This is a genomic window from Streptomyces gilvosporeus (genome assembly GCF_002082195.1).
GTDB lineage: Bacteria > Actinomycetota > Actinomycetes > Streptomycetales > Streptomycetaceae > Streptomyces > Streptomyces gilvosporeus.
The window spans coordinates 6,023,149-6,042,897 of the sequence record NZ_CP020569.1; the positions used below are offsets into that span (position 1 = coordinate 6,023,149).

The window sequence follows — 19,749 nt, forward strand, 5'->3', positions numbered from 1 at the left end:
GCGGCCGGAATGCGTCACGTCCGGAACCCGGGCGTGGGGAACCCGGCGTCTAGAACTCGTCGTCGAAGGAGACCGAGCCCTCCACGGCGACCTGGTAGGCCGAGGCCCGCCGCTCGAAGAAGTTGGTCAGCTCCTGGACGTTCTGCAACTCCATGAAGGAGAACGGGTTCTCCGAGCCGTAGACTGGCGCGAAACCGAGGCGCTGGAGCCGCTGGTCGGCCACGCACTGGAGGTACTCGCGCATCGACTCGGTGTTCATCCCCGGCAGGCCGTCACCGCACAGGTCCCGGCCGAACTGGAGCTCCGCCTCGACGGCCTCCTGGAGCATCTCGGTGACCTGCTGCTCCAGCTTGTCGTCGAAGAGGTCGGGCTCCTCCTCACGGACCGTGTCGACCACCGAGAACGCGAACTCCATGTGCATGGACTCGTCCCGGAAGACCCAGTTGGTGCCGGTGGCCAGGCCGTGCAGCAGGCCCCGCGACCGGAACCAGTACACATACGCGAAGGCGCCGTAGAAGAACAGGCCCTCGATGCAGGCCGCGAAGCAGATCAGGTTCAGCAGGAAGCGGCGGCGGTCGGCCTTGGACTCCAGCCGGTCGATGCTCTCGACCGAGTCCATCCACTTGAAGCAGAACTCGGCCTTCTCCCGGATGGACGGGATGTTCTCCACGGCCGCGAAGGCGGCGGCGCGGTCCTCCGGGTCGGGCAGATAGGTGTCCAGCAGCGTCAGATAGAACTGGACGTGCACCGCCTCCTCGAAGAGCTGACGGCTCAGGTACAGCCGCGCCTCGGGGGAGTTGATGTGCTTGTAGAGCGTCAGCACGAGGTTGTTGGCGACGATCGAGTCACCGGTCGCGAAGAAGGCGACCAGCCGGCCGATCATGTGCTGCTCGCCCGGCGAGAGCTTGGCGAGGTCGGCGACGTCGGAGTGGAGGTCGACCTCCTCCACGGTCCAGGTGTTCTTGATCGCGTCGCGGTAGCGGTCGTAGAAGTCCGGGTACCGCATCGGCCGCAGGGTCAGCTCGAAGCCCGGGTCGAGGAGGTTCTTCTCACCGGTGGTGGCGGTGTGGGCCGCGGAAGCGCTTGTTTCGGTGGTCATTACTGGCAGGCCTCGCAGGACTCGGGGTTTTCCAGGGAGCAGGCGACCGCCTCGGGGTCGGCGGCCTGCTGCGGTACGGGGACGGAGGCGCGGGCCGACTGGGCGATCCGGGTCGCCGGGCGGGAGCGCAGGTAGTACGTCGTCTTGATGCCGCGCTTCCAGGCGTAGGCGTACATCGAGCTGAGCTTGCCGATGGTCGGCGACGCCATGAAGAGGTTCAGCGACTGGCTCTGGTCGAGGTAGGGCGTACGGGCCGCGGCCATGTCGATCAGCGCGCGCTGCGGGATCTCCCAGGCCGTGCGGTAGCGGGCCCGGACGTCCTCGGGGATCCAGCCGAGGTCCGCAATGGAGCCGTTGGCCTCGCGCAGCGCGTCACGGGTCCGCGCGTCCCACAGCCCCAGCGCCTTGAGCTCCTCGATCAGATACGCATTGACCTGCAAGAACTCGCCCGACAGGGTTTCGCGCTTGAAGAGGTTGGACACCTGCGGCTCGATGCACTCGTACACCCCCGCGATGGAGGCGATGGTGGCGGTCGGCGCGATGGCCAGGAGGAGGGAGTTGCGCATCCCGGTCTTCGCGATGCGGGCGCGCAGCGCGGCCCAGCGGTCGGCCCAGCGGGGCTCGGCGGCCGGGTAGTGGTCGGGGTGCAGCACCCCGCGCGCCGTACGCGTCGCCGACCAGGCCGGATGCGGACCGTGCCGCTCGGCGAGATCGGCCGACGCCTCGTAGGCGGCGAGCATGATCCGCTCGGAGATACGGGTCGACAGCTCCGTCGCCTCGGGCGAGTCGAAGGGCAGCCGCAGCCGGAAGAAGACGTCCTGGAGGCCCATCAGGCCCAGACCGACCGGCCGCCAGCGGGAGTTGGAGGCCCCCGCCTGCTCGGTCGGGTAGAAGTTGATGTCCACGACGCGGTCGAGGAAGGTGACGGCCGTACGGACCGTGGCGTCCAGCTTCTCCCAGTCCATCTCGCCGTCCGCGCCCAGGTGCGCGGCGAGGTTGACGGATCCGAGGTTGCAGACCGCGGTCTCCCCGTCGTTCGTCACCTCCAGGATCTCGGTGCACAGGTTGGAGGAGTGCACGACCTGGCCGGGCTCGGCGGTCTGGTTGGCGGTGCGGTTGGCGGCGTCCTTGAAGGTCATCCAGCCGTTGCCGGTCTGCGCCAGGGTGCGCATCATGCGGGCGTAGAGCACCCGGGCCGGGATCTGCTTGAGCGCCCGGCCCTCGGCCTCGGCCCTGCGGTACGCGGCGTCGAACTCGTCGCCCCACAGGTCCACCAGCTCCGGCGCGTCCGACGGCGAGAACAGCGACCAGTCGGCGTCCGCCTCGACCCGGCGCATGAACTCGTCCGGGATCCAGTGCGCGATGTTCAGGTTGTGCGTCCGGCGGGCCTCCTCACCGGTGTTGTCGCGCAGCTCCAGGAACTCCTCGATGTCGGCGTGCCAGGTCTCCAGATAGACACAGGCCGCGCCCTTGCGCCGGCCGCCCTGGTTCACGGCCGCGACCGAGGCGTCCAGGGTGCGCAGGAACGGCACGATGCCGTTGGAGTGCCCGTTGGTGCCGCGGATCAGTGAACCGCGGGCGCGGATACGGGAGTAGGACAGGCCGATGCCGCCGGCGTGCTTGGACAGCCGCGCCACCTGGTGGTAGCGGTCGTAGATCGAGTCCAGCTCGTCCAGCGGGGAGTCCAGCAGATAGCAGGACGACATCTGCGGGTGGCGGGTGCCGGAGTTGAAGAGGGTGGGGGAGGACGGGAGGTAGGACAGCGAGCTGGTCAGCCGGTAGAGCTCGGCCACGTCGGCCAGGGCCCGGTCGCTGTGGTCCTCCGCCAGGCCGCAGGCCACCCGGAGCAGGAAGTGCTGCGGGGTCTCGATGACCTGACGGGTGGTGGGGTGGCGCAGCAGATAGCGCGAGTGCAGGGTGCGCAGCCCGAAGTACCCGAACCGGTCGTCGGCGCCTTCCGCGAGCGCGTTGTCGACCAGGGCGTTAAGCCGCTCGGCATGCGTCCGTACGAACTCCGCGGTCTCGTCGGCGATCAGCCCCTCGCGGTGGCCGACCGCCACGGAGGCGGAGAAGGCGACCGCCCCCTGTCCGGCCGCCTCCTCCGAGATCGCGAGGGTGAGCAGCCGCGCCGCGAGCTTGGAGTACTGCGGCTCGTCGCCGATCAGCCCGGCCGCGGCCTCGGTGGCCAGCGCGCGCAACTCGGACTCGTCCGAGTCCCGGTGACGGCCGCGCAGCGCGGCGGCGGCCACCTTGCCGGGGTCGGTCGCGGTGAGGTCCACGGTCAGCTCGGTCAGCGTGCGCAGCAGCGCGACACCCGGTCCGTCCTCGCCCGGCCCGCCGGCGGCGGGGGTGGCAGGCGTGGTCACCGCAGGCTGCACGACCTCGGCGTCTGACGCGGGCTCCGTTGGCGCGATGGTCACGTGATGCTCTCCCTCACTCGGCGGGGGCCGGGAGGAAGGCGCGACGGGCGCACGCGGGCATGCGGCACCCCAAGACGGTCAGGGGTGCGCGGGCATACCGCGCGGCGTCCACCGGCCCAGCCCTCGGGGCCCGGACGTGTCGACGTCCGCACCCATGGCGGCACGGACGTACTGTCGGCAGGTCCTCGGACTTCAGGGGCGCGGGATGGCCGTATAAGGCATCGGGCGCACTCGTACACCGTTGCGGGACAGTTCCGGATTCCCACCGGATTCCCCTGCGGCGACAGCGAGCACGAGCATACATGTGGGGGTGCCCTCTCGCGTGCACCCCCACATCTAGTGTGTCCTCGGTGATCAAGCGGTGTCTGTCAGTGGCCTTCGCCCTCAGTCGTGGTGGGGCGTCAGCGCCCGGCCGGTGCCTCCGCCGCGGCCGGGGGCAGGTCGGTGGCGGTGGCCTCCGCGTCGCCGAGGTCCGCGGTGTAGTCGGCGGGGCTGGTCTCGTCGGTGCCCTCGGGGGCCTTGGCGGCCTTCAGGGCGAAGGTGAAGACGACGGCGACCGCGACGTTCAGGACGAACGCGGTCAGGCCGATGTACCCGATCTCGCCGATGCCGGGGATCTCGGCGCTGGGGCCGCCGAAGTGGGCCTGGGTGGGGCTGGCGACGCCGTACGCCGCGAGGGTGCCGTAGACCATGCCGACGGCCCAGCCGAGCAGCAGGGCCCAGCGGTGGAACCACCGGGTGAACAGTCCGCCGACCAGCGCGGGCATGGTCTGGAGGATCCAGATGCCGCCCAGCAGCTGGAAGTTGATGGCGACGGTTTTGTCCATGGTCAGGACGAAGGCCAGCGCACCGAACTTGAGCAGCAGGGAGACGAGCTTGGCGACCTTGTGCTCCTGTTCGGCGGTCGCCTCGGGCCGCAGGAAGTCCTTGTAGACGTTACGGGTGAAGAGGTTGGCCGCGGCGATGGACATGATGGCGGCGGGCACCAGCGCGCCGATGCCGATCGCGGCGAACGCGACGCCGGCGAACCAGCTCGGGAACATGTCCTCGAACAGCTGCGGAACCGCCAGCTGCGGATTGCCCTGGATGTCCGTACCGGCCTTGACGGCCATGAAGCCGAGCAGCGCCAGGAAGCCCAGTATCAGGGAGTAGAGCGGGAGGATGGTGGTGTTGCGGCGGATGACGTTGCGGCTGCGGGAGGACAGCGTGGCGGTGATGGAGTGCGGGTACATGAACAGCGCCAGCGCCGAGCCCAGCGCCAGCGTGGCGTACGCCCACTGGTTGTGGGGGCCGCTGGCCAGCTCGCCGCGCGGTTTTCCGGGGACGGCGCCCGGCTGAGCCAGCGCCTTGCCCGCCGCGTCGAAGATGTGGCCGAAACCGCCGAGTTTGGCGGGGATGTAGATGATCGCGACGGCGAGGACCAGATAGATCAGGCCGTCCTTGACGAAGGCGATCAGGGCGGGCGCCCGCAGCCCCGAGGAGTAGGTGTAGGCCGCCAGCACCGCGAACGCGATCAGCAGCGGCAGGTCCTTGACGAACCAGTTGGTGTGCTCGCCGCCGCCGACGCCCATCACGTCCAGGACGGCCTGGATGCCGACCAGTTGGAGGGCGATGTACGGCATCGTGGCGAGGATGCCGGTGAGCGCCATGGCCAGCGACAGGCCCTTGGAACCGAAGCGGCCGCGCACGAAGTCGGAGGTGGTGACGTAGCCGTGCTTGTGCGAGACCGACCAGAGGCGGGGCAGGAAGGTGAAGATCAGCGGGTAGACGAGGATCGTGTACGGCACGGCGAAGAAGCCGGAGGCGCCCGCCGCGTAGATGGCCGCCGGGACCGCGACGAAGGTGTACGCGGTGTAGAGGTCGCCGCCGAGCAGGAACCAGGTGATCCAGGTGCCGAAGCTGCGGCCGCCCAGACCCCATTCGTCGAGGCTGGCGGACTGCTCGGCGTTGCGCCAGCGCGCGGCCAGGAAGCCCATGACCGTCACGGCCAGGAAGAAGAAGACGAAGACGGCCAGCGCGACGCCGTTGACGCCGCCGTGGGCGCCGGCGGCGAGGGCCGCGGGGGAGGCGAGGCGGCTCACTGGGCCACACCCCCCTTGCGGGCGCGCTGTTCACGCTGCACCAGCTTGTACGCGACCGCCGTCAGCGCCGTCGAGACCGGCACCCACAGCATCTGGTACCAGTAGAAGAACGGGACCCCGGCGAGCCTCGGTTCGATCCTGGCGTACGAACTCACCCACAGCATCGCCACGAAGGGAGCGACCAGACACACCCCGGCCACCACCCGGGTGGGCGTGACGAGAGGTCTGCGCTCCGGGGAGGAGGCTGGCGACTCCGGCTCTGGCATGGGGGCTCCGTCCGTGGCGTGATCTCCTGGGCAATCGGCTGGAAATCTAAGCCAGAGGCGTGGCGCGCGTCACCAGCTTTCCGCATATCGGTATGGCATAGGTGAGTTGCGCACGCGCCGACCGGGCCGGCGGGCGGTCAGTCGGCGGGGCGGCGCAGCCGGGCGACGAACTTGTAGCGGTCGCCGCGGTAGACCGAGCGGACCCATTCCACCGGACGGCCCTGGGCGTCGAGGGAGTGCCGCGAGAGCATCAGCATCGGCAGCCCGACGTCCGTGCCCAGCAGCCCGGCCTCGCGCGGGGTGGCCAGTGAGGTCTCGATGGTCTCCTCGGCCTCGGCCAGCCGCACGTCGTAGACCTCGGCCAGCGCGGTGTAGAGCGAGGTGTACTTGACGAGGTTGCGGCGGAGCGCGGGGAAGCGCTTGGCCGACAGATGGGTGATCTCGATGGCCATGGGCTCGCCGCTGGCCAGCCGCAGCCGTTCGATGCGCAGCACCCGGCCGCCGGCGGTGATGTCCAGCAGTCCGGCGAGCCGGTCGTCGGCGGTGACATAGCCGATGTCCAGCAGCTGGGAGGTGGGCTCCAGCCCCTGGGCGCGCATGTCCTCCGTGTAGGAGGTCAGTTGCAGCGCCTGGGAGACCTTGGGCTTGGCGACGAAGGTGCCCTTGCCCTGGATCCGCTCCAGCCGGCCTTCGACGACGAGCTCCTGGAGGGCCTGACGGACCGTCGTACGGGAGGTGTCGAACTCCGCGGCGAGGGTGCGCTCGGGCGGTACCGGGGTGCCGGGCGGCAGCGTCTCGGTGATCTCCAGCAAGTGCCGTTTGAGGCGGTAGTACTTGGGCACCCGAGCGGTGCGCGCGCCGCCGCTGTCGGCACTGCCGCCTTCGGTCTCCATGACCCGCCTCTCCGACTCCTGTCGCGCTGCCGTCACCGGCTCCTCCGTACGTAGCGGCTCACATGGTGGCACGAGTGCTTCCCCGCGCTTCCTCGGGTCCCGACCCGCCAGATGTCGGTCCGGTAACGGACCTGACAGCGACTCTTATACACCCTTGACACCCCTAAAGGTCTAGGCCAAGCTGCGATCACTGGTCTAAACCATTCGGACAACTCTATTAAAGACCACACCCGGCCTTTAGGGGAGAGCGCGATGAAGCGTGGGCTCATAGCGGCGACGGCGGTCGCGGGAATGCTGGTGGGTGTCGCTGCCTGTGGCTCAGGCGACGGCAATGCGGGCGCGGACGGCTTCCAGGGAAAAAAGCTGACCGTTTGGGTGATGAGCGGATCGAATCCGGCGCAGTGGACCAAACAGGTCTCCGCGCAATTCAAGAAGAAGACCGGCGCCACCGTCGAGTTCAAGGTCCAGCAGTGGAACGGTATTCAGCAGAAGCTGAGCACCGCACTGTCCGAGGACACCCCGCCCGACGTCGTCGAAATCGGCAACACCCAGACCGCCGCCTACGCCAAGGCGGGCGCCCTGGCCGACCTCGGCGATCTGAAGAAGCAGATCGGCGCCGACTGGAACGACGCCTTCAACAAGGCCGCGATGGTCGACGGAATGCAGTACGCGCTTCCGTGGTACGCCGGAAACCGCGTCGTCATGTACAACAAGAAGATCTGGGCGCAGGCGGGCCTCAAGGGCATTCCGAAGACGCGCGGCGAGCTCTTCGAGGACCTTGCCGCCATCAAGAAGAAGACCGACGCCGAACCGCTCTATCTCCCCGGCCAGAACTGGTACTTCTTCGACGGGCTGACCATCGGCACCGGCGCCGACCTGGTCAGGAAGCAGGGCGGCACATGGGTCTCCAACCTCGGTGACCCCAAGGTCGCCAAGGCCATGGACGTCTACCGGCAGTACCAGTCCTTCAGCACCGCGCCGAAGAACAAGGACGAGGCCACCCCGCAGCAGGCCGATGTCTTCGCCAAGGGGAAGACCGGCGCGATCATCGCCATGGGGTACGAGGCGGCCGAAGCCGTCAAGACCAACCCGGCCATCAAGCAGGACATCGGCTTCTTCACCATTCCCGGGGAAACCGCCGACAAGCCCGAGGGTGTCTTCCTCGGCGGCTCCAACTTCGCCGTCGCCGGAATGGGCAAGAACCAGGAACTCGCCAAGGAATTCCTGAAGATCGCCCTGTCGAAGCAGAACGACGCCCAGATGGTCAAGGAATCCGGCTGGACACCGAAATCCCCGGCCCTGGCCGCGGCCGCCGAGGAGAATCCCGCCGCGGCCGCCGCCGCACCCGCCGCGGCCAAGTCCGGCGGCACCACTCCGCTGATTCCCCAGTGGGCCGCGGTGGAGAACGTTCCGAATCCGATCAAGAGCTATATGACGGCAGTGCTCGGCGGAAAGTCACCGGCCGCGGCCGCCAAGGACGTCGAGGCGGACATCAACGCCCGGCTCGCCAAGCAATAACGACCACCCCGCGTACGGGGCCGGCCGTCCCCGGTCCCGTACGCCTGCGGCACGGGTGCATCCGAGGGGAAACGAGGGGATCAGGGGCCCATGGCAGTGCAGCTCGACGGCGCGAAGGCCGCGACCGACCGGTGCGCGGGGCGGACCGGCACCCCAGGCGTGCCACCCGGCCGACACGGCCCTGGCCGACGGCGCGGCACGCCGTATCTGCTGCTGCTCCCCGCCCTGCTCGCCACCGCGGTCTTCCTCGGCTGGCCGATGGTGCGCAACCTCCTGCTCTCCTTCCAGAACCTCAATATGAAGGAGCTGATCCAGCACCTCACCGAATGGCGCGGAATCGGCAACTACCAGGAGATCCTGGGCAGCGAGCAGTTCTGGCGGGTGACCGGGCGCACCCTCGTCTTCACCGCCGTCAACGTCGTACTGATCATGGCGCTGGGCACGCTCGTCGGACTGCTGCTGGCCCGCCTCGGCAAGAAGATGCGCCTGACCCTCTCCCTCGCGCTGGTGCTGGCCTGGGCGATGCCGGTGATCGCCGCCACCACCGTCTTCCAGTGGCTCTTCGACTCCCGCTACGGCGTCGTCAACTGGGTGCTGGACCGGCTCGGCTGGCACGCCATGGCGCACTACGACTGGGTCGGCACCCAGCTGTCCACCTTCTTCGTCATCACCGTACTGATCGTCTGGCAGTCACTGCCCTTCGTGGCGCTCAACCTCTACGCCGCCACCACGACCATCCCCCAGGAGCTCTACGAGGCGGCCCGGATGGACGGTGCCGGCACCTGGCAGGTCTTCACCCGCGTCACCTTCCCCTTTCTGCGGCCCTTCTTCCTGGCCACGACCTTCCTCGAGGTCATCTGGGTGTTCAAGGCGTTCCCGCAGATCTTCGCGATCAACCAGGGCGGTCCGGACCGGCTCACCGAGACCCTGCCGATCTACGCCTTCACCGAGGGCGTGGGCAATCTCCACTTCGGCATGGGCGCTGCGATCTCGCTGCTGACGATCGCCGTGCTGCTGGCCGTGACCGCCTACTACCTGCGGCTGACGCTGAAGCAGGAAGCCCAGGAGGAACAAGAGGAGGCCGCGCTGTGAAGCGCTCGCTCGCCGGCCGCATCTGGCCCAACGCCACGGCGCTCGTCCTGGCCGCCGGCTTCGTCTTTCCCGTGTACTGGATGTTCAACACGGCCTTCAAGCCGACCCGGGACATCATCAGCGAGGACCCGGTGTGGTTCCCGTTCCACGGCACCTTCGCGCACTTCGCGACGGCCGTGGGCGCGCCCCACTTCTGGACCCTGGCCGGGAACTCGGCCGTCGTGACCGTCCTCGCCGTCGTCCTGTCCCTGGTCATCGCGCTGTGCGGGGCGTTCGCCCTGACCCGGATGCGCTTTCGGGGCCGCCGGGGCGTCCTGCTGACCTTCATGGTCGCGCAGATGGCGCCCTGGGAGGTCATGGTGATCTCGGTCTATCTGATCGTCCGCGACGCCGACATGCTCAACAGCCTCCTCCCGCTGACCTTCTTCTACATGCTGATGGTGCTGCCCTTCACCCTGCTGACGCTGCGCGGCTATGTCGCCGCCGTGCCCAGGGAGCTGGAGGAGTCCGCGATGGTCGACGGCTGCACACGCCGCCAGGCCTTCCTCAAGGTGGTCTTCCCGCTTCTCGCCCCCGGGCTGATGGCCACCTCCCTCTTCGGCTTCATCACCGCCTGGAACGAATTCCCGCTCGTGCTGGTCCTCAACAAGGAGCCCGACGCGGGCACGCTGCCGCTGTGGCTCTCGCAGTTCCAGAGCCAGTTCGGGGACGACTGGGGGGCCACCATGGCCGCGGCCTCCCTCTTCGCCGTCCCGATCCTGCTCCTCTTCCTGTTCCTGCAACGCAAGGCGGTCGGCGGTCTCACCTCCGGCGCAGTGAAGGGATAACGCATGGTCACCCCCGTTCGTGCCACCGACACGCTCACCCGCGACGCCCTCGCCGTCCTGCAACCCGGTTTCACCGGCACCACCGCCCCCGACTGGCTGCTCCGCCGCCTCGACCAGGGCCTGGCCGCCGTCGGCCTCTTCGGCCGCAATGTGCACGACGCCGACCAACTCGCCGCCCTGTGCGCCCAGTTGAAGGACGTACGGGACGATCTCCTCATCGCCGTCGACGAGGAGGGCGGCGACGTCACCCGCCTCGACGTACGCGGCGGCTCCTCCTTCCCCGGCAACCTCGCGCTCGGCGCCGTCGACGACACCGCCCTGACCCGTGCGGTGGCCCGCGAACTCGGCCGCCGCCTGGCCGACTGCGGTATCACCCTCAACTGGGCGCCCTCCGCCGACGTCAACTCCAACCCCGACAACCCGGTCATCGGCGTACGCTCCTTCGGCGCCGACCCGCAGCTGGTCGCCCGGCACACCGCCGCCTACGTCGAAGGACTCCAGTCCGCCGGTGTCGCCGCCTGCACCAAGCACTTCCCCGGCCACGGCGACACCGCCGTCGACTCCCACCACGACCTGCCCCGTATCACCGTCGACCTGACCACCCTTCAGGAACGCGAACTGGTCCCCTTCCGCGCCGCCATCGCCGCCGGCACCAAGGCCGTCATGAGCGCGCACATCCTGCTGCCCGCGCTGGACGGCGACCATCCGGCCACCCTCAGCCCGGCCGCCCTGCACGGCCTGCTGCGCGCACCCGTCACCGAGGGCGGACTCGGCTTCGACGGGCTGATCGTCACCGACGGCATGGAGATGCGGGCGATCTCCGCCACCTACGGCATCGAACGCGGCAGCGTACGGGCCCTCGCGGCCGGCGCGGACGCCATCTGCGTCGGCGGCGGACTGGCCGACGAGGACACCGTGCTACGCCTGCGCGATGCCCTGGTACGGGCGGTACGCGACGGCGAACTGGCCGAGCAGCGGCTCGCCGACGCCGCGGCACGGGTACGCGCCCTGGCTTGCTGGACCCGGAGCGCGGGCGCGGCGGCGGGGACCGCGCCCGCACCCGGCATCGGCCTGACCGCCGCCCGCCGCGCCCTGCGCATCACCACTGCCGACGGCCCCCGCGCACCGCTGACCGGACCCGCCTACGTCGCCGCCTTCACCCCCCTCGCCAATATCGCCGTGGGTGACGACACCCCCTGGGGCATCGCCGCCGAACTCGCCCGTCTGCTGCCCGGCACCCGTACCGCCACCTACGGCGCCCCCGCCGCGGCCGCCCTCGGCACCCGCGCCCTGGTGGACGCCCTGCTGACCGAGGCCGCCGGCCGTCCCCTGGTCGCCGTCGTCCGCGACGCCCACCGCCATCCGTGGATGGCCGATGCCCTGCGCACCCTCACCGCCGCCCGCCCCGACACCGCCGTGGTGGAAATGGGCGTCCCCCAGTCCCCGCCCACCGGCGCCGTCCACATCGCCACCCATGGCGCGGCCCGCGTCTGCGCCCGCGCCGCAGCGGAGGCCCTGACCGGCAGGGACGCGAGGCGCTGACACGCGGTGGGGCGGCGGCCGACGGGCGCCCGATGGGCCCACCCGTCCGCCCCCGCCCCGCCGAGCGCCCGCGTCCCCCCAGGAGTCAGATCCCCTGCCACTCCGGCTTGGCCGCATACGTGGCCCGGAAGTAGTCGGCGAGCTTCAGCTTGGAGGCCGCGGCCTCGTCGACGACGACCGTCGCATGCGGGTGGAGCTGGAGGGCCGAGGCCGGCACCAGCGCGGCGACCGGGCCCTCGACCGCATGGGCCACCGCATCGGCCTTGCCCTCGCCGGTGGCGAGCAGCACCAGATGCCGGGCCTCCAGGATGGTGCCGATGCCCTGGGTCATGACGTGGTGCGGGACCTCGTCGAGGCTGTCGAAGAAACGGGCGTTGTCCTCCCGGGTCTGCCGGGTGAGCGTCTTGATACGGGTACGCGAAGCGAGCGACGAACACGGCTCGTTGAAGCCGATGTGCCCGTCGGTGCCGATGCCGAGCAGCTGGAGGTCCACACCCCCCGCCGCGCTCAGCGCCGTGTCGTACGCCTCGCACGCGGCATGGACGTCCGGTGCCGTACCGTCCGGCCCCATGAAGGAGCCCTCGCCCAGACCCAGCGGCTCCACCACCTCCCGAAGTACCACCGAACGGTAGGACTCGGGATGCCCGGCCGGCAGACCCACATATTCATCGAGCTGGCAGATACGCGCCCGTGAGGCGTCCAGCTCGCCGGCCCGGACCTTCGCCGCCAGCGCCTGATAGATGGGCAACGGGGTCGAGCCGGTGGCCACGCCGAGCAGCGCGTCGGGCTTGCGGCGCATCAGGGCGGCCATGGCCTCCGCGATGAGCTCGCCGCCTGCCGTGGCGTCCGGGACGATGACAACTTCCACGCTTGGCCTGCCGTTCTGGAGAATGGGCTATGTGGTATAGACCAATCTAGCAGAGGGAGGCTCAGGCGACGGGGTGCCGGAAGGGAACGGCGAGGGACGTTTCACCGTCGTCCCGGTGGCCTTCGCCGACGCCGCCCCAGGGGGGCGTCGGCCCCCGGCCGCGCGGCGTCAGAGCAGCGCACCTCCCGTCGCATCGATCCACTGCCCCGTCACCCAACGGCTGTCGTCGGAGGCGAGGAACGCCACCACGTCACCGATATCGGCGGGCTGCCCCACCCGCCCGAGCGGGGATATCGCCCGCAGTGCCGTACGCGCCTCGGAGTTGCCCTCCCCGCGCAGCCATCCGGCGTTCATATCTGTGTCGACCGCGCCGGGCGCCACGGCGTTGACCGTGATTCCGCGCGGGCCCAGGTCCTTTGCGAGCGTCGAGGTGAAGACGTCGACCGCGCCCTTGCTCATGGCGTAGGCGATCAGCTCCGGCTTGGCCGCGCCGCGCGTCAGCCCCGTCGAGGTGGTGATGATCCGCCCGCCGTCCCGCATCCGGCGCAGCCCCTGCTGGGCGATGAAGAACGGCGCCTTGGCGTTGACCGCGAAGAGGCGGTCGAAGTCCTCCTCCGTCACCTCGCCGATCCGCTTGAGCGTGCCGTCCACCGCTTTGTTGATCCCGGCGTTGTTGACCAGGATGTCCAGTCCGTCGGCCTGCTCGTCGAACGCGGCCCACAGCGTCGCGGCGTCCCCCGGCACCCCCAGCTCGGCCCGGATCGCGAAGGCCCGGCCGCCCTCGGCCTCGATCGCCGCGACCGTCTCCTTCGCCGCCACCTCGTCGCGTCCGTAATGCACGGCGACCCGCGCCCCGTCCCGCCCCAGCCGCTCCGCAATCGCCCGGCCGATTCCCCTGCTGCCGCCCGTCACCAGCGCCGTCCTGCCGCTGAGTGTCCCCATGGCCTGCCCCTCCCGGTTCCGTATGCGCCGCTCGGCGCGCACCCCATGCGCACGCCCGTCCGACGGCGAGCGATTTTTGTATCGCTCGCTACAGAAAAACCTAGCACGCCTTCGCCGACTTCCCTACCGCCCGCTATAAAATTCACTCCATGGCGACCAAGGACACGAAACGGCGGGGCCGACCCCGGTCCTTCGACCGCGAAACGGCGCTCGAGCAGGCGATGCGGTCCTTCTGGGAGCAGGGCTATGAGGCCACGTCCATCTCCGACCTCACCCGCACCATGGGCATCAGCGCCCCCAGCCTCTACGCCGCCTTCGGCGACAAACGGGCGCTGTTCGACGAGGTCGTGACCGAGTACGGACGGGTCTACGGCGGCTTCCTCCCCCGCGCCGTGGCCGAGGAACCGACCGCCCGCCGCGGCGTCGAACGGGCGCTGCGCGAGGCCGCGGCCGAATACACCCTGCCCGGCCGTCCTCGCGGCTGCCTCGTCATCAGCGCGGCCCTGAACACCGCACCGGCCTCCGCCGAAGTCGCCGAATCCCTGCGGGAGATGAGGCTGGCGAACGTCCACGACATCCAGCGGGCGATCACCGCGGACGTCGCCTCTGGTGAACTCCCCACCACCACGGACGCGGCCGCACTCGCCCACTACGTAGTGGCGGTGATGCAGGGCATGTCACAGCAGGCGCGCGACGGCGCGGATCGGGCCACGCTGGAGGTCATCGCGGAACTGGCGATGCGGGCCTGGCCGCGGACGGGGGGAGAGGGTGCGACTGCAGGGGAGAACGAGGAGAACGAGGAGAAGGTGGAGAAGGGGGCAGAGGGGGAGAAGGAGGCCGGCCCACGGCCGGGTGCCTGAAACATCCGGGAGCCTGAAACACCCAGCGGCCGAAATCGCCCCAGGCCCCGAAACACCCGCGGGCCGCGGCGCCGGGACAGGACCCTCAACCTGTCCGGCACCGCAGCCCGGAGCTGACATCAACCGACTCCGTTTACCGGCCGGGAGGTGCCCCGTGTGCGGTAGGGGCAAGCCCCGGCCCGAAGCCGGTCGATCGGAGGCCCGGCGCAGTCAGGGCAGAGAGCGCCTTGGGCCTCGTTCCGCCCTCCTGTGCGGGGAGAGCGGAGGTTCACGGTCTGGGGCGGACCCCAGAGGGTGTGGTGCACCCGACATTGTGGACTAGACCATTCTCGGTTGTCCATGCCCTTGCAAGGTACCCGTATACGCGCGAAGCGACCCCGGGAGGCCGACGAACAACGGGGCGAACAAGGGCCCGGCCACGAGACGGGACGAGCCGGACGTGCGGGCAGCAGGTATACCGTACGCCGGTAGGCTCCAAGATGTGCCCTCCATGAACGATCTCGTACGCCAGCACACCGCTCTGAGCGACTCCGACCTCGAGTGGCTGCATCTGCTGGTCTCGGAGTGGCAGCTGCTCTCCGACCTGTCCTTCGCCGACCTGGTGCTCTGGGTCCCCACCCTGGACGGCACCCGATATGTCTCCGTCGCCCAGATGCGGCCCAATACCGGGCCCACCTCCTACCAGGACGACATGGTCGGCCATCTCGTTCCCCGTGGCCGCCGCCCCATGCTGGACTCCGCCCTGGACGAGGGGCGGATCGTCCGCGAGGGCGACCCGGAGTGGCGCGAGGAGGTGCCGGTACGGGTCGAGTCGATCCCGGTGCGTCGCGAGGGCCGGGTGCTGGGCGTGATCGCCCGCAACACGAATCTGCTGACCGTACGCACGCCCAGCCGCCTGGAGCTCACCTACCTCCAGAGCGCCTCGGACCTCGCCCAGATGATCGCCGCAGGATCGTTTCCCTTCCCCGGCCAGCAGGTCGACATGGACGCCTCGCCGCGCGCCGGCGACGGGCTGATCCGGCTCGACGCCGACGGGGTCGTCCAGTACGCCAGCCCCAACGCCCTCTCCGCCTACCACCGGCTCGGCCTCGCCGCCGACCTGGTGGGCCACCACCTGGGGCAGGCCACCGCCGAACTGGCGCCCGCCCGTGGCCCGGTGGACGAGGCGCTGGTCAAACTGGCCAGCGGCTGGGCCCCCAGGGAATTCGAGGTCGAGGGCAATGACGGTGTGATCCAATTGCGTGCCATCCCGCTCAAGCCCAAGGGAACGCATATCGGCTCCCTGGTACTGCTGCGCGATGTCACCGAACTGCGCCGCCGCGAGCGGGAACTGATCACCAAGGACGCCACCATCCGGGAAATCCACCACCGGGTGAAGAACAATCTCCAGACCGTTGCCGCATTGTTGCGTCTTCAGGCCCGCCGGATGGATTCCGTACAGGGCCGCGAGGCGCTCAACGAGGCCGTCCGCCGGGTCGGTTCGATCGCGATCGTGCACGAGACGCTCTCGCAGAATCTCGATGAACGGGTCGAGTTCGACGACATCGCCGACCGGGTGCTGGCCATGGTCGCCGAAATCTCCCCCGGAAAGGTGACCACCCGGCGCACCGGCCGCTTCGGCATCCTGGACGCCGAGGTCGCCACCCCGCTGTCGATGGTTCTCACCGAGGTCCTGCAAAACGCCCTGGAGCACGCCTTCGACCAGGCGGAAGGCGGCATCGTGGAGGTCGGCGCGGTACGCGGCGGCAGCCGCAGCGAGCCGCGGCTGCTGGTCACCGTCCAGGACAACGGCCGCGGTCTGCCCGAGGGCTTCGATCCGCAGCGCGCCGGAAACCTGGGGCTCCAGATCGTACGGACCCTGGTGGAGGGGGAGTTGGGCGGAACGTTCGACATGCTGCCGGCACCCGAGCGCGGCACCCAGGTCGTCCTGGACATTCCCGTACGGGCCGAGAAGCAGCACTGAGGGCCCCGGGCCGACCGGACTCGAAGCGGTAACGATTCCCGGCGAAGCGCACAGGGAACAGCAACAAGCCCCGGACCCATCCGGTCCGGGGCTCAAAGCTATTGCGATGCGATAACGACCTGGCTTCAGCGCCGGGGCTGCATCGGGGGTACTGCGCGCTGCGGCTCGGGGGCCACGGGGCTACTGGCTCAGGCGCTGGCGTTGCGCGCCCGGTTGCGAGCTGCACGGCGCTTCATCGCGCGGCGCTCGTCCTCGCTCAGACCACCCCAGACGCCGGAGTCCTGGCCGGACTCGAGCGCCCACTGCAGGCACTGCTCCATGACGGGGCAGCGGCGGCAGACGGCCTTGGCTTCCTCGATCTGCAGCAGCGCGGGACCGGTGTTGCCGATGGGGAAGAAGAGCTCGGGGTCTTCCTCGCGGCAAACGGCGCGGTGACGCCAGTCCATGGCTGCTCCATCTCCTCGTGTGACAAGAACGTTGCTTGTGAATGTGAACGCTTTCACGAATCCCTCCACAAGGGAAGGGCCGAAACCCAGTCGTGAACTGGTGCGGTCCTGTGGAATGAGGAGGAGGATTCGGGCTCTCAAGGGGGCCTGTGGAGGCCGTCCCGATCGCCATGAAGAGACTCGCAAACCTCGGCTGCGGATACAACCCCTTCCGGAAACTTTTTTTTGATTCCTTGGTGTCGCCTCGGTCACAGCCGTCATTCCAGGGGGTGGAAGACAGTCTAAACGTTCGAGTGAAAGGACTTTAGGCCCTACTGCTCACACAATCACACGCAGTGCACGGCGAACGCCTGTGAACGTCACACTCGTACGCAGCCCCAGGTGGTCCCCGTCCATCTGAAAGGGCAGCGGAGCCTGCGAATGCAAGGTGAACTCGGTGAGGTCGTGGAGCGAGACCACGTGCTTGCCCCGGGGGCCGCGATGCGGTGTTGACGTCAGCAGCTGAGTGCCGTAGCGGGCCACCGCCGAGGCCGAGAGCCTGCCCAGTGCGAACAGATCCAGACCGGCGTCGAACGAGGCGCGGGGGGACGGGTAGATCGGGCGATTGCCCAGGTAGGTCCAGGGGGCGGTGTTGCAGATTATGGACATCACGAGGTCCTCGACGACCTCCGGGGCGCCGTCCGCACCGCCCGGGAGTTCGAGGGTGACGGAGCCGTGCCGGCGGTTCTGCTCGCCCAGGTACTGGCGTACGAACTGCCGCACATACAGGGCATGCGTCGAACGCTTGCCGCGTTCGCGCTGCTGCTCCACCCGGCCGACCACGCCCGCGTCGAAGCCGAAGCCCGCGCAGAAGGTGAACCACCGGGGTGGCGCGCCCTCGTCCTTGCTGCCCGGGGTGCCGGAGGCCAGACCCAGGCCGACGGTGCGTTCGCTGCGGTCACGCAGCGCGTCCAGGAGGGCGCCGGTCGCCTCCACGACGTCATTGGGGAGGCCGAGCGCGCGGGCGAAGACATTGGTCGATCCGCCGGGGACGACGGCCAGCCGGGGGTGCGAGTCCGGGTCGGGGCCGCTGGTCAGCAGGCCGTTGACGACCTCGTTGACGGTGCCGTCGCCGCCGAGGGCCACGACCAGCTCCGTCTCGCCGCCCTCCGTCGCCTGCCGGGCCAGGTCACGGGCGTGCCCGCGGTACTTCGTCTCGGCGACCTCCAGCTTCAGATCGCTGGCGAGGGCGTGCGCGAGCACTTCACGTGTGCGGGCACTGGTGGTGGTTGCTGCGGGATTGACCACGAGGAGTGCGCGCATAGGAAGCAGCGTACCTACCTGCTGGTACCCGCCTCACGCCCGTCCCGGGGTGCGGGCCGCCCCGGGCGCCGGCACCGCCGGCGCTACCCTGCTGGGGTGAGCAGTCAGCCGAAACAGTCCGCCCGCCGCGCCGCCGAGGCTCCCACGACGCCCGGACCGCGGCCCGCCCGGATCACCGCCGCCGCGGCGCTGACCGGCGTCGAGGGCCTGGCACTGGCCGCCCTGGGCGCATACATGCTGGTCATGGGGCTGACCGGGGCGCCGGACAGTCCGCAGCAGGCGGAGATGGGCGGGCTGACCGTGCTCGCGCTCGCCGTGCTGCCGCTGGTCGCCGCCCGCGGGCTGTGGCTGCTGCGCCGCTGGAGCCGCGGCCCCTCGCTGATCACCCAGATCGTGGCGCTGCCGATCGCCTGGACGCTGATCAAGGGCGGCGGGGCGCTGATCGCCGCCGGGGCCGCGCTGGCCGCCGCGGCGGTCGTGGTGCTCGCCCTGCTGGTCAACCCGACGGCGACCATGGCGCTGGGCATCGACCCCCGCGAGACGCCGTAGGACCGCCGGACACGACACGGCGGTGGGCGGGTCCGTAGGGACCCGCCCACCGCCGTTTTCACGCCGCGCTCGGCACGGCTCGTTCACCGGCGCGTGCTCACTCCTCCACCAGGAGCTTGTCCCGCAGCTGCGCGAGCGTACGGGCCAGCAGGCGCGATACATGCATCTGGGAGATGCCGACCTCCTGGGCGATCTGCGACTGGGTCATATTGCCGAAGAAGCGGAGCAGCAGGATCTTCTTCTCCCGCGGCGGCAGATCCTCCAGCAGCGGTTTGAGCGACTCGCGGTACTCCACCCCCTCCAGCGCCTCGTCCTCGGCGCCGAGGGTGTCGGCGACGGCCGGGGACTCGTCGTCCGTGTCCGGCACGTCCAGGGACAGCGTGCTGTAGGCGTTCGCCGACTCCAGGCCCTCCAGGACCTCTTCCTCGGAGATCGCCAGATGCTCGGCCAGCTCATGGACCGTCGGGGCCCGGCCGTGGCGCTGGGAGAGCTCGGCGGTCGCCGTCGTCAGCGACAGCCGCAGCTCCTGGAGGCGGCGCGGGACGCGGACCGCCCAGCCCTTGTCGCGGAAGTGCCGCTTGATCTCGCCGACCACGGTGGGCGTGGCGTACGTGGAGAACTCCACACCGCGCTCCGGGTCGAAGCGGTCCACGGACTTGATCAGGCCGATGGTGGCGACCTGGGTCAGATCGTCCAGCGGCTCACCGCGGTTGCGGAACCGCCGGGCCAGATGCTCGACGAGCGGCAGATGCATCCGTACGAGGGTGTTGCGCAGCTCCGCGCGCTCCGGGGAGCCGTCGGGGAGCTTGCGCAGCTCATGGAACATCGCCCGCGCACCGCTGCGGTCCTGGGGATCGTGCGGTGTGCGGGGGTGCTGTTCGTCGTGGGGCTCTGGCACGGCGGCCGGCGGATCGTGCCGGTCGGCCTGCTGCCCCTGCTGCTCGCTGTGGTCCATGTGGTCCGCCCGCTCTGCCTGCTCCGCCGCGTCCAACCGGCCGCCGTGGTCGTCCGTGCCCACCGGATGCGGCCGGGCCTGTTGCTCGGGGATGGCCACGGACGCCATCCGCGTGCCGCGTTCGAG

The 19,749-nt window shown here is 69.9% G+C and carries 17 protein-coding genes and 1 riboswitch; of the genes, 7 read left to right on the top strand and 10 right to left on the bottom strand.

The window, feature by feature from the left end:
* Nucleotides 1-49: 49 nt before the first annotated feature.
* From B1H19_RS27015 to B1H19_RS27035, 5 genes are all read right to left on the bottom strand, one after another.
* Nucleotides 50-1,099, bottom strand: coding sequence for a ribonucleotide-diphosphate reductase subunit beta (locus tag B1H19_RS27015; RefSeq protein WP_083107336.1), 1,050 nt, complete (start codon nt 1,097-1,099; stop codon nt 50-52).
* Entirely contained in the window at nt 1,099-3,519 is a 2,421-nt protein-coding gene (locus B1H19_RS27020; protein ID WP_083107337.1) for a ribonucleoside-diphosphate reductase subunit alpha, read from the bottom strand. The genes B1H19_RS27015 and B1H19_RS27020 overlap by 1 nt, the downstream gene beginning before the upstream one ends.
* A 159-nt stretch (nt 3,520-3,678) precedes the next feature.
* Nucleotides 3,679-3,823, bottom strand: a riboswitch (cobalamin riboswitch).
* 97 nt (nt 3,824-3,920) lie between these two features.
* A complete protein-coding gene (gene mctP / locus B1H19_RS27025; protein WP_083107338.1) occupies nt 3,921-5,600 on the bottom strand; it encodes a monocarboxylate uptake permease MctP in 1,680 nt (559 codons plus the stop codon).
* The gene (locus B1H19_RS27030; protein WP_083107339.1) at nt 5,597-5,866 is read right to left on the bottom strand and encodes a DUF3311 domain-containing protein; all 270 of its coding nucleotides are present in this window, start codon (nt 5,864-5,866) and stop codon (nt 5,597-5,599) included. Before B1H19_RS27030 ends, mctP begins: the two co-directional genes overlap by 4 nt.
* 137 nt (nt 5,867-6,003) lie before the next feature.
* Nucleotides 6,004-6,759: a GntR family transcriptional regulator gene (locus B1H19_RS27035; RefSeq protein WP_030067803.1), complete on the bottom strand. Its 756-nt coding sequence runs from the start codon at nt 6,757-6,759 to the stop codon at nt 6,004-6,006.
* A gap of 252 nt (nt 6,760-7,011) precedes the next feature.
* On the opposite strand from B1H19_RS27035, the gene B1H19_RS27040 reads away from it, so the two are divergent.
* From B1H19_RS27040 to B1H19_RS27055, 4 genes are all read left to right on the top strand, one after another.
* Nucleotides 7,012-8,277 (top strand): extracellular solute-binding protein, encoded by a 1,266-nt coding sequence (locus tag B1H19_RS27040; RefSeq protein WP_083107340.1) that lies wholly within the window; start codon nt 7,012-7,014, stop codon nt 8,275-8,277.
* Between the two features lie 90 nt (nt 8,278-8,367).
* Complete coding sequence (locus B1H19_RS27045; RefSeq protein WP_083107341.1) at nt 8,368-9,369, top strand: carbohydrate ABC transporter permease; 1,002 nt, start codon at nt 8,368-8,370, stop codon at nt 9,367-9,369.
* Entirely contained in the window at nt 9,366-10,196 is an 831-nt protein-coding gene (locus B1H19_RS27050) for a carbohydrate ABC transporter permease (protein ID WP_083107342.1), read from the top strand. The genes B1H19_RS27045 and B1H19_RS27050 overlap by 4 nt, the downstream gene beginning before the upstream one ends.
* A 3-nt stretch (nt 10,197-10,199) precedes the next feature.
* A complete protein-coding gene (locus tag B1H19_RS27055) occupies nt 10,200-11,738 on the top strand; it encodes a glycoside hydrolase family 3 protein (RefSeq protein WP_083107343.1) in 1,539 nt (512 codons plus the stop codon).
* An 85-nt stretch (nt 11,739-11,823) separates the two neighbouring features.
* Here the strand turns inward: B1H19_RS27055 and nagB are convergent, their stop codons facing one another.
* Nucleotides 11,824-12,606 (bottom strand): glucosamine-6-phosphate deaminase, encoded by a 783-nt coding sequence (gene nagB / locus B1H19_RS27060; RefSeq protein ID WP_083107344.1) that lies wholly within the window; start codon nt 12,604-12,606, stop codon nt 11,824-11,826.
* A gap of 168 nt (nt 12,607-12,774) precedes the next feature.
* The gene (locus B1H19_RS27065) at nt 12,775-13,548 is read right to left on the bottom strand and encodes an SDR family oxidoreductase (RefSeq protein WP_083107345.1); all 774 of its coding nucleotides are present in this window, start codon (nt 13,546-13,548) and stop codon (nt 12,775-12,777) included.
* A 149-nt stretch (nt 13,549-13,697) separates the two neighbouring features.
* Between B1H19_RS27065 and B1H19_RS27070 the strand changes: the two genes are divergently transcribed.
* Both B1H19_RS27070 and B1H19_RS27075 read left to right on the top strand, forming a co-directional pair.
* Nucleotides 13,698-14,408, top strand: coding sequence for a TetR/AcrR family transcriptional regulator (locus tag B1H19_RS27070; protein WP_083107346.1), 711 nt, complete (start codon nt 13,698-13,700; stop codon nt 14,406-14,408).
* A 490-nt stretch (nt 14,409-14,898) separates the two neighbouring features.
* Nucleotides 14,899-16,371, top strand: a complete 1,473-nt coding sequence (locus B1H19_RS27075; RefSeq protein WP_083107347.1) for a sensor histidine kinase — start codon at nt 14,899-14,901, stop codon at nt 16,369-16,371.
* A gap of 188 nt (nt 16,372-16,559) precedes the next feature.
* On the opposite strand, the gene B1H19_RS27080 is transcribed toward B1H19_RS27075, so the two are convergent.
* Together B1H19_RS27080 and B1H19_RS27085 are read right to left on the bottom strand one after the other, a co-directional pair.
* Nucleotides 16,560-16,817, bottom strand: coding sequence for a WhiB family transcriptional regulator (locus tag B1H19_RS27080; RefSeq protein ID WP_003983230.1), 258 nt, complete (start codon nt 16,815-16,817; stop codon nt 16,560-16,562).
* A gap of 318 nt (nt 16,818-17,135) precedes the next feature.
* On the bottom strand, nt 17,136-18,119 hold the full coding sequence (locus B1H19_RS27085; RefSeq protein WP_083107348.1) for a diacylglycerol/lipid kinase family protein: 984 nt from the start codon (nt 18,117-18,119) through the stop codon (nt 17,136-17,138).
* A gap of 96 nt (nt 18,120-18,215) precedes the next feature.
* On the opposite strand from B1H19_RS27085, the gene B1H19_RS27090 reads away from it, so the two are divergent.
* The gene (locus B1H19_RS27090; protein WP_083107349.1) at nt 18,216-18,668 is read left to right on the top strand and encodes a hypothetical protein; all 453 of its coding nucleotides are present in this window, start codon (nt 18,216-18,218) and stop codon (nt 18,666-18,668) included.
* A gap of 97 nt (nt 18,669-18,765) precedes the next feature.
* On the opposite strand, the gene B1H19_RS27095 is transcribed toward B1H19_RS27090, so the two are convergent.
* Complete coding sequence (locus B1H19_RS27095; RefSeq protein ID WP_083109906.1) at nt 18,766-19,731, bottom strand: RNA polymerase sigma factor SigF; 966 nt, start codon at nt 19,729-19,731, stop codon at nt 18,766-18,768.
* Between the last annotated feature and the right edge of the window lie 18 nt (nt 19,732-19,749).

What these genes read in the sequence shown, in the direction of transcription:
- B1H19_RS27015 (WP_083107336.1), bottom strand. Translation starts at nt 1,099, where the DNA reads ATGACCACCGAAACAAGCGCTTCCGCGGCCCACACCGCCACCACCGGT.
- B1H19_RS27030 (WP_083107339.1), bottom strand. Translation starts at nt 5,866, where the DNA reads ATGCCAGAGCCGGAGTCGCCAGCCTCCTCCCCGGAGCGCAGACCTCTC.
- B1H19_RS27035 (WP_030067803.1), bottom strand. Translation starts at nt 6,759, where the DNA reads ATGGAGACCGAAGGCGGCAGTGCCGACAGCGGCGGCGCGCGCACCGCT.
- B1H19_RS27040 (WP_083107340.1), top strand. Translation starts at nt 7,012, where the DNA reads ATGAAGCGTGGGCTCATAGCGGCGACGGCGGTCGCGGGAATGCTGGTG.
- B1H19_RS27045 (WP_083107341.1), top strand. Translation starts at nt 8,368, where the DNA reads ATGGCAGTGCAGCTCGACGGCGCGAAGGCCGCGACCGACCGGTGCGCG.
- B1H19_RS27055 (WP_083107343.1), top strand. Translation starts at nt 10,200, where the DNA reads ATGGTCACCCCCGTTCGTGCCACCGACACGCTCACCCGCGACGCCCTC.
- B1H19_RS27065 (WP_083107345.1), bottom strand. Translation starts at nt 13,548, where the DNA reads ATGGGGACACTCAGCGGCAGGACGGCGCTGGTGACGGGCGGCAGCAGG.
- B1H19_RS27070 (WP_083107346.1), top strand. Translation starts at nt 13,698, where the DNA reads ATGGCGACCAAGGACACGAAACGGCGGGGCCGACCCCGGTCCTTCGAC.
- B1H19_RS27075 (WP_083107347.1), top strand. Translation starts at nt 14,899, where the DNA reads ATGAACGATCTCGTACGCCAGCACACCGCTCTGAGCGACTCCGACCTC.
- B1H19_RS27080 (WP_003983230.1), bottom strand. Translation starts at nt 16,817, where the DNA reads ATGGACTGGCGTCACCGCGCCGTTTGCCGCGAGGAAGACCCCGAGCTC.
- B1H19_RS27085 (WP_083107348.1), bottom strand. Translation starts at nt 18,119, where the DNA reads ATGCGCGCACTCCTCGTGGTCAATCCCGCAGCAACCACCACCAGTGCC.
- B1H19_RS27095 (WP_083109906.1), bottom strand. Translation starts at nt 19,731, where the DNA reads ATGGCGTCCGTGGCCATCCCCGAGCAACAGGCCCGGCCGCATCCGGTG.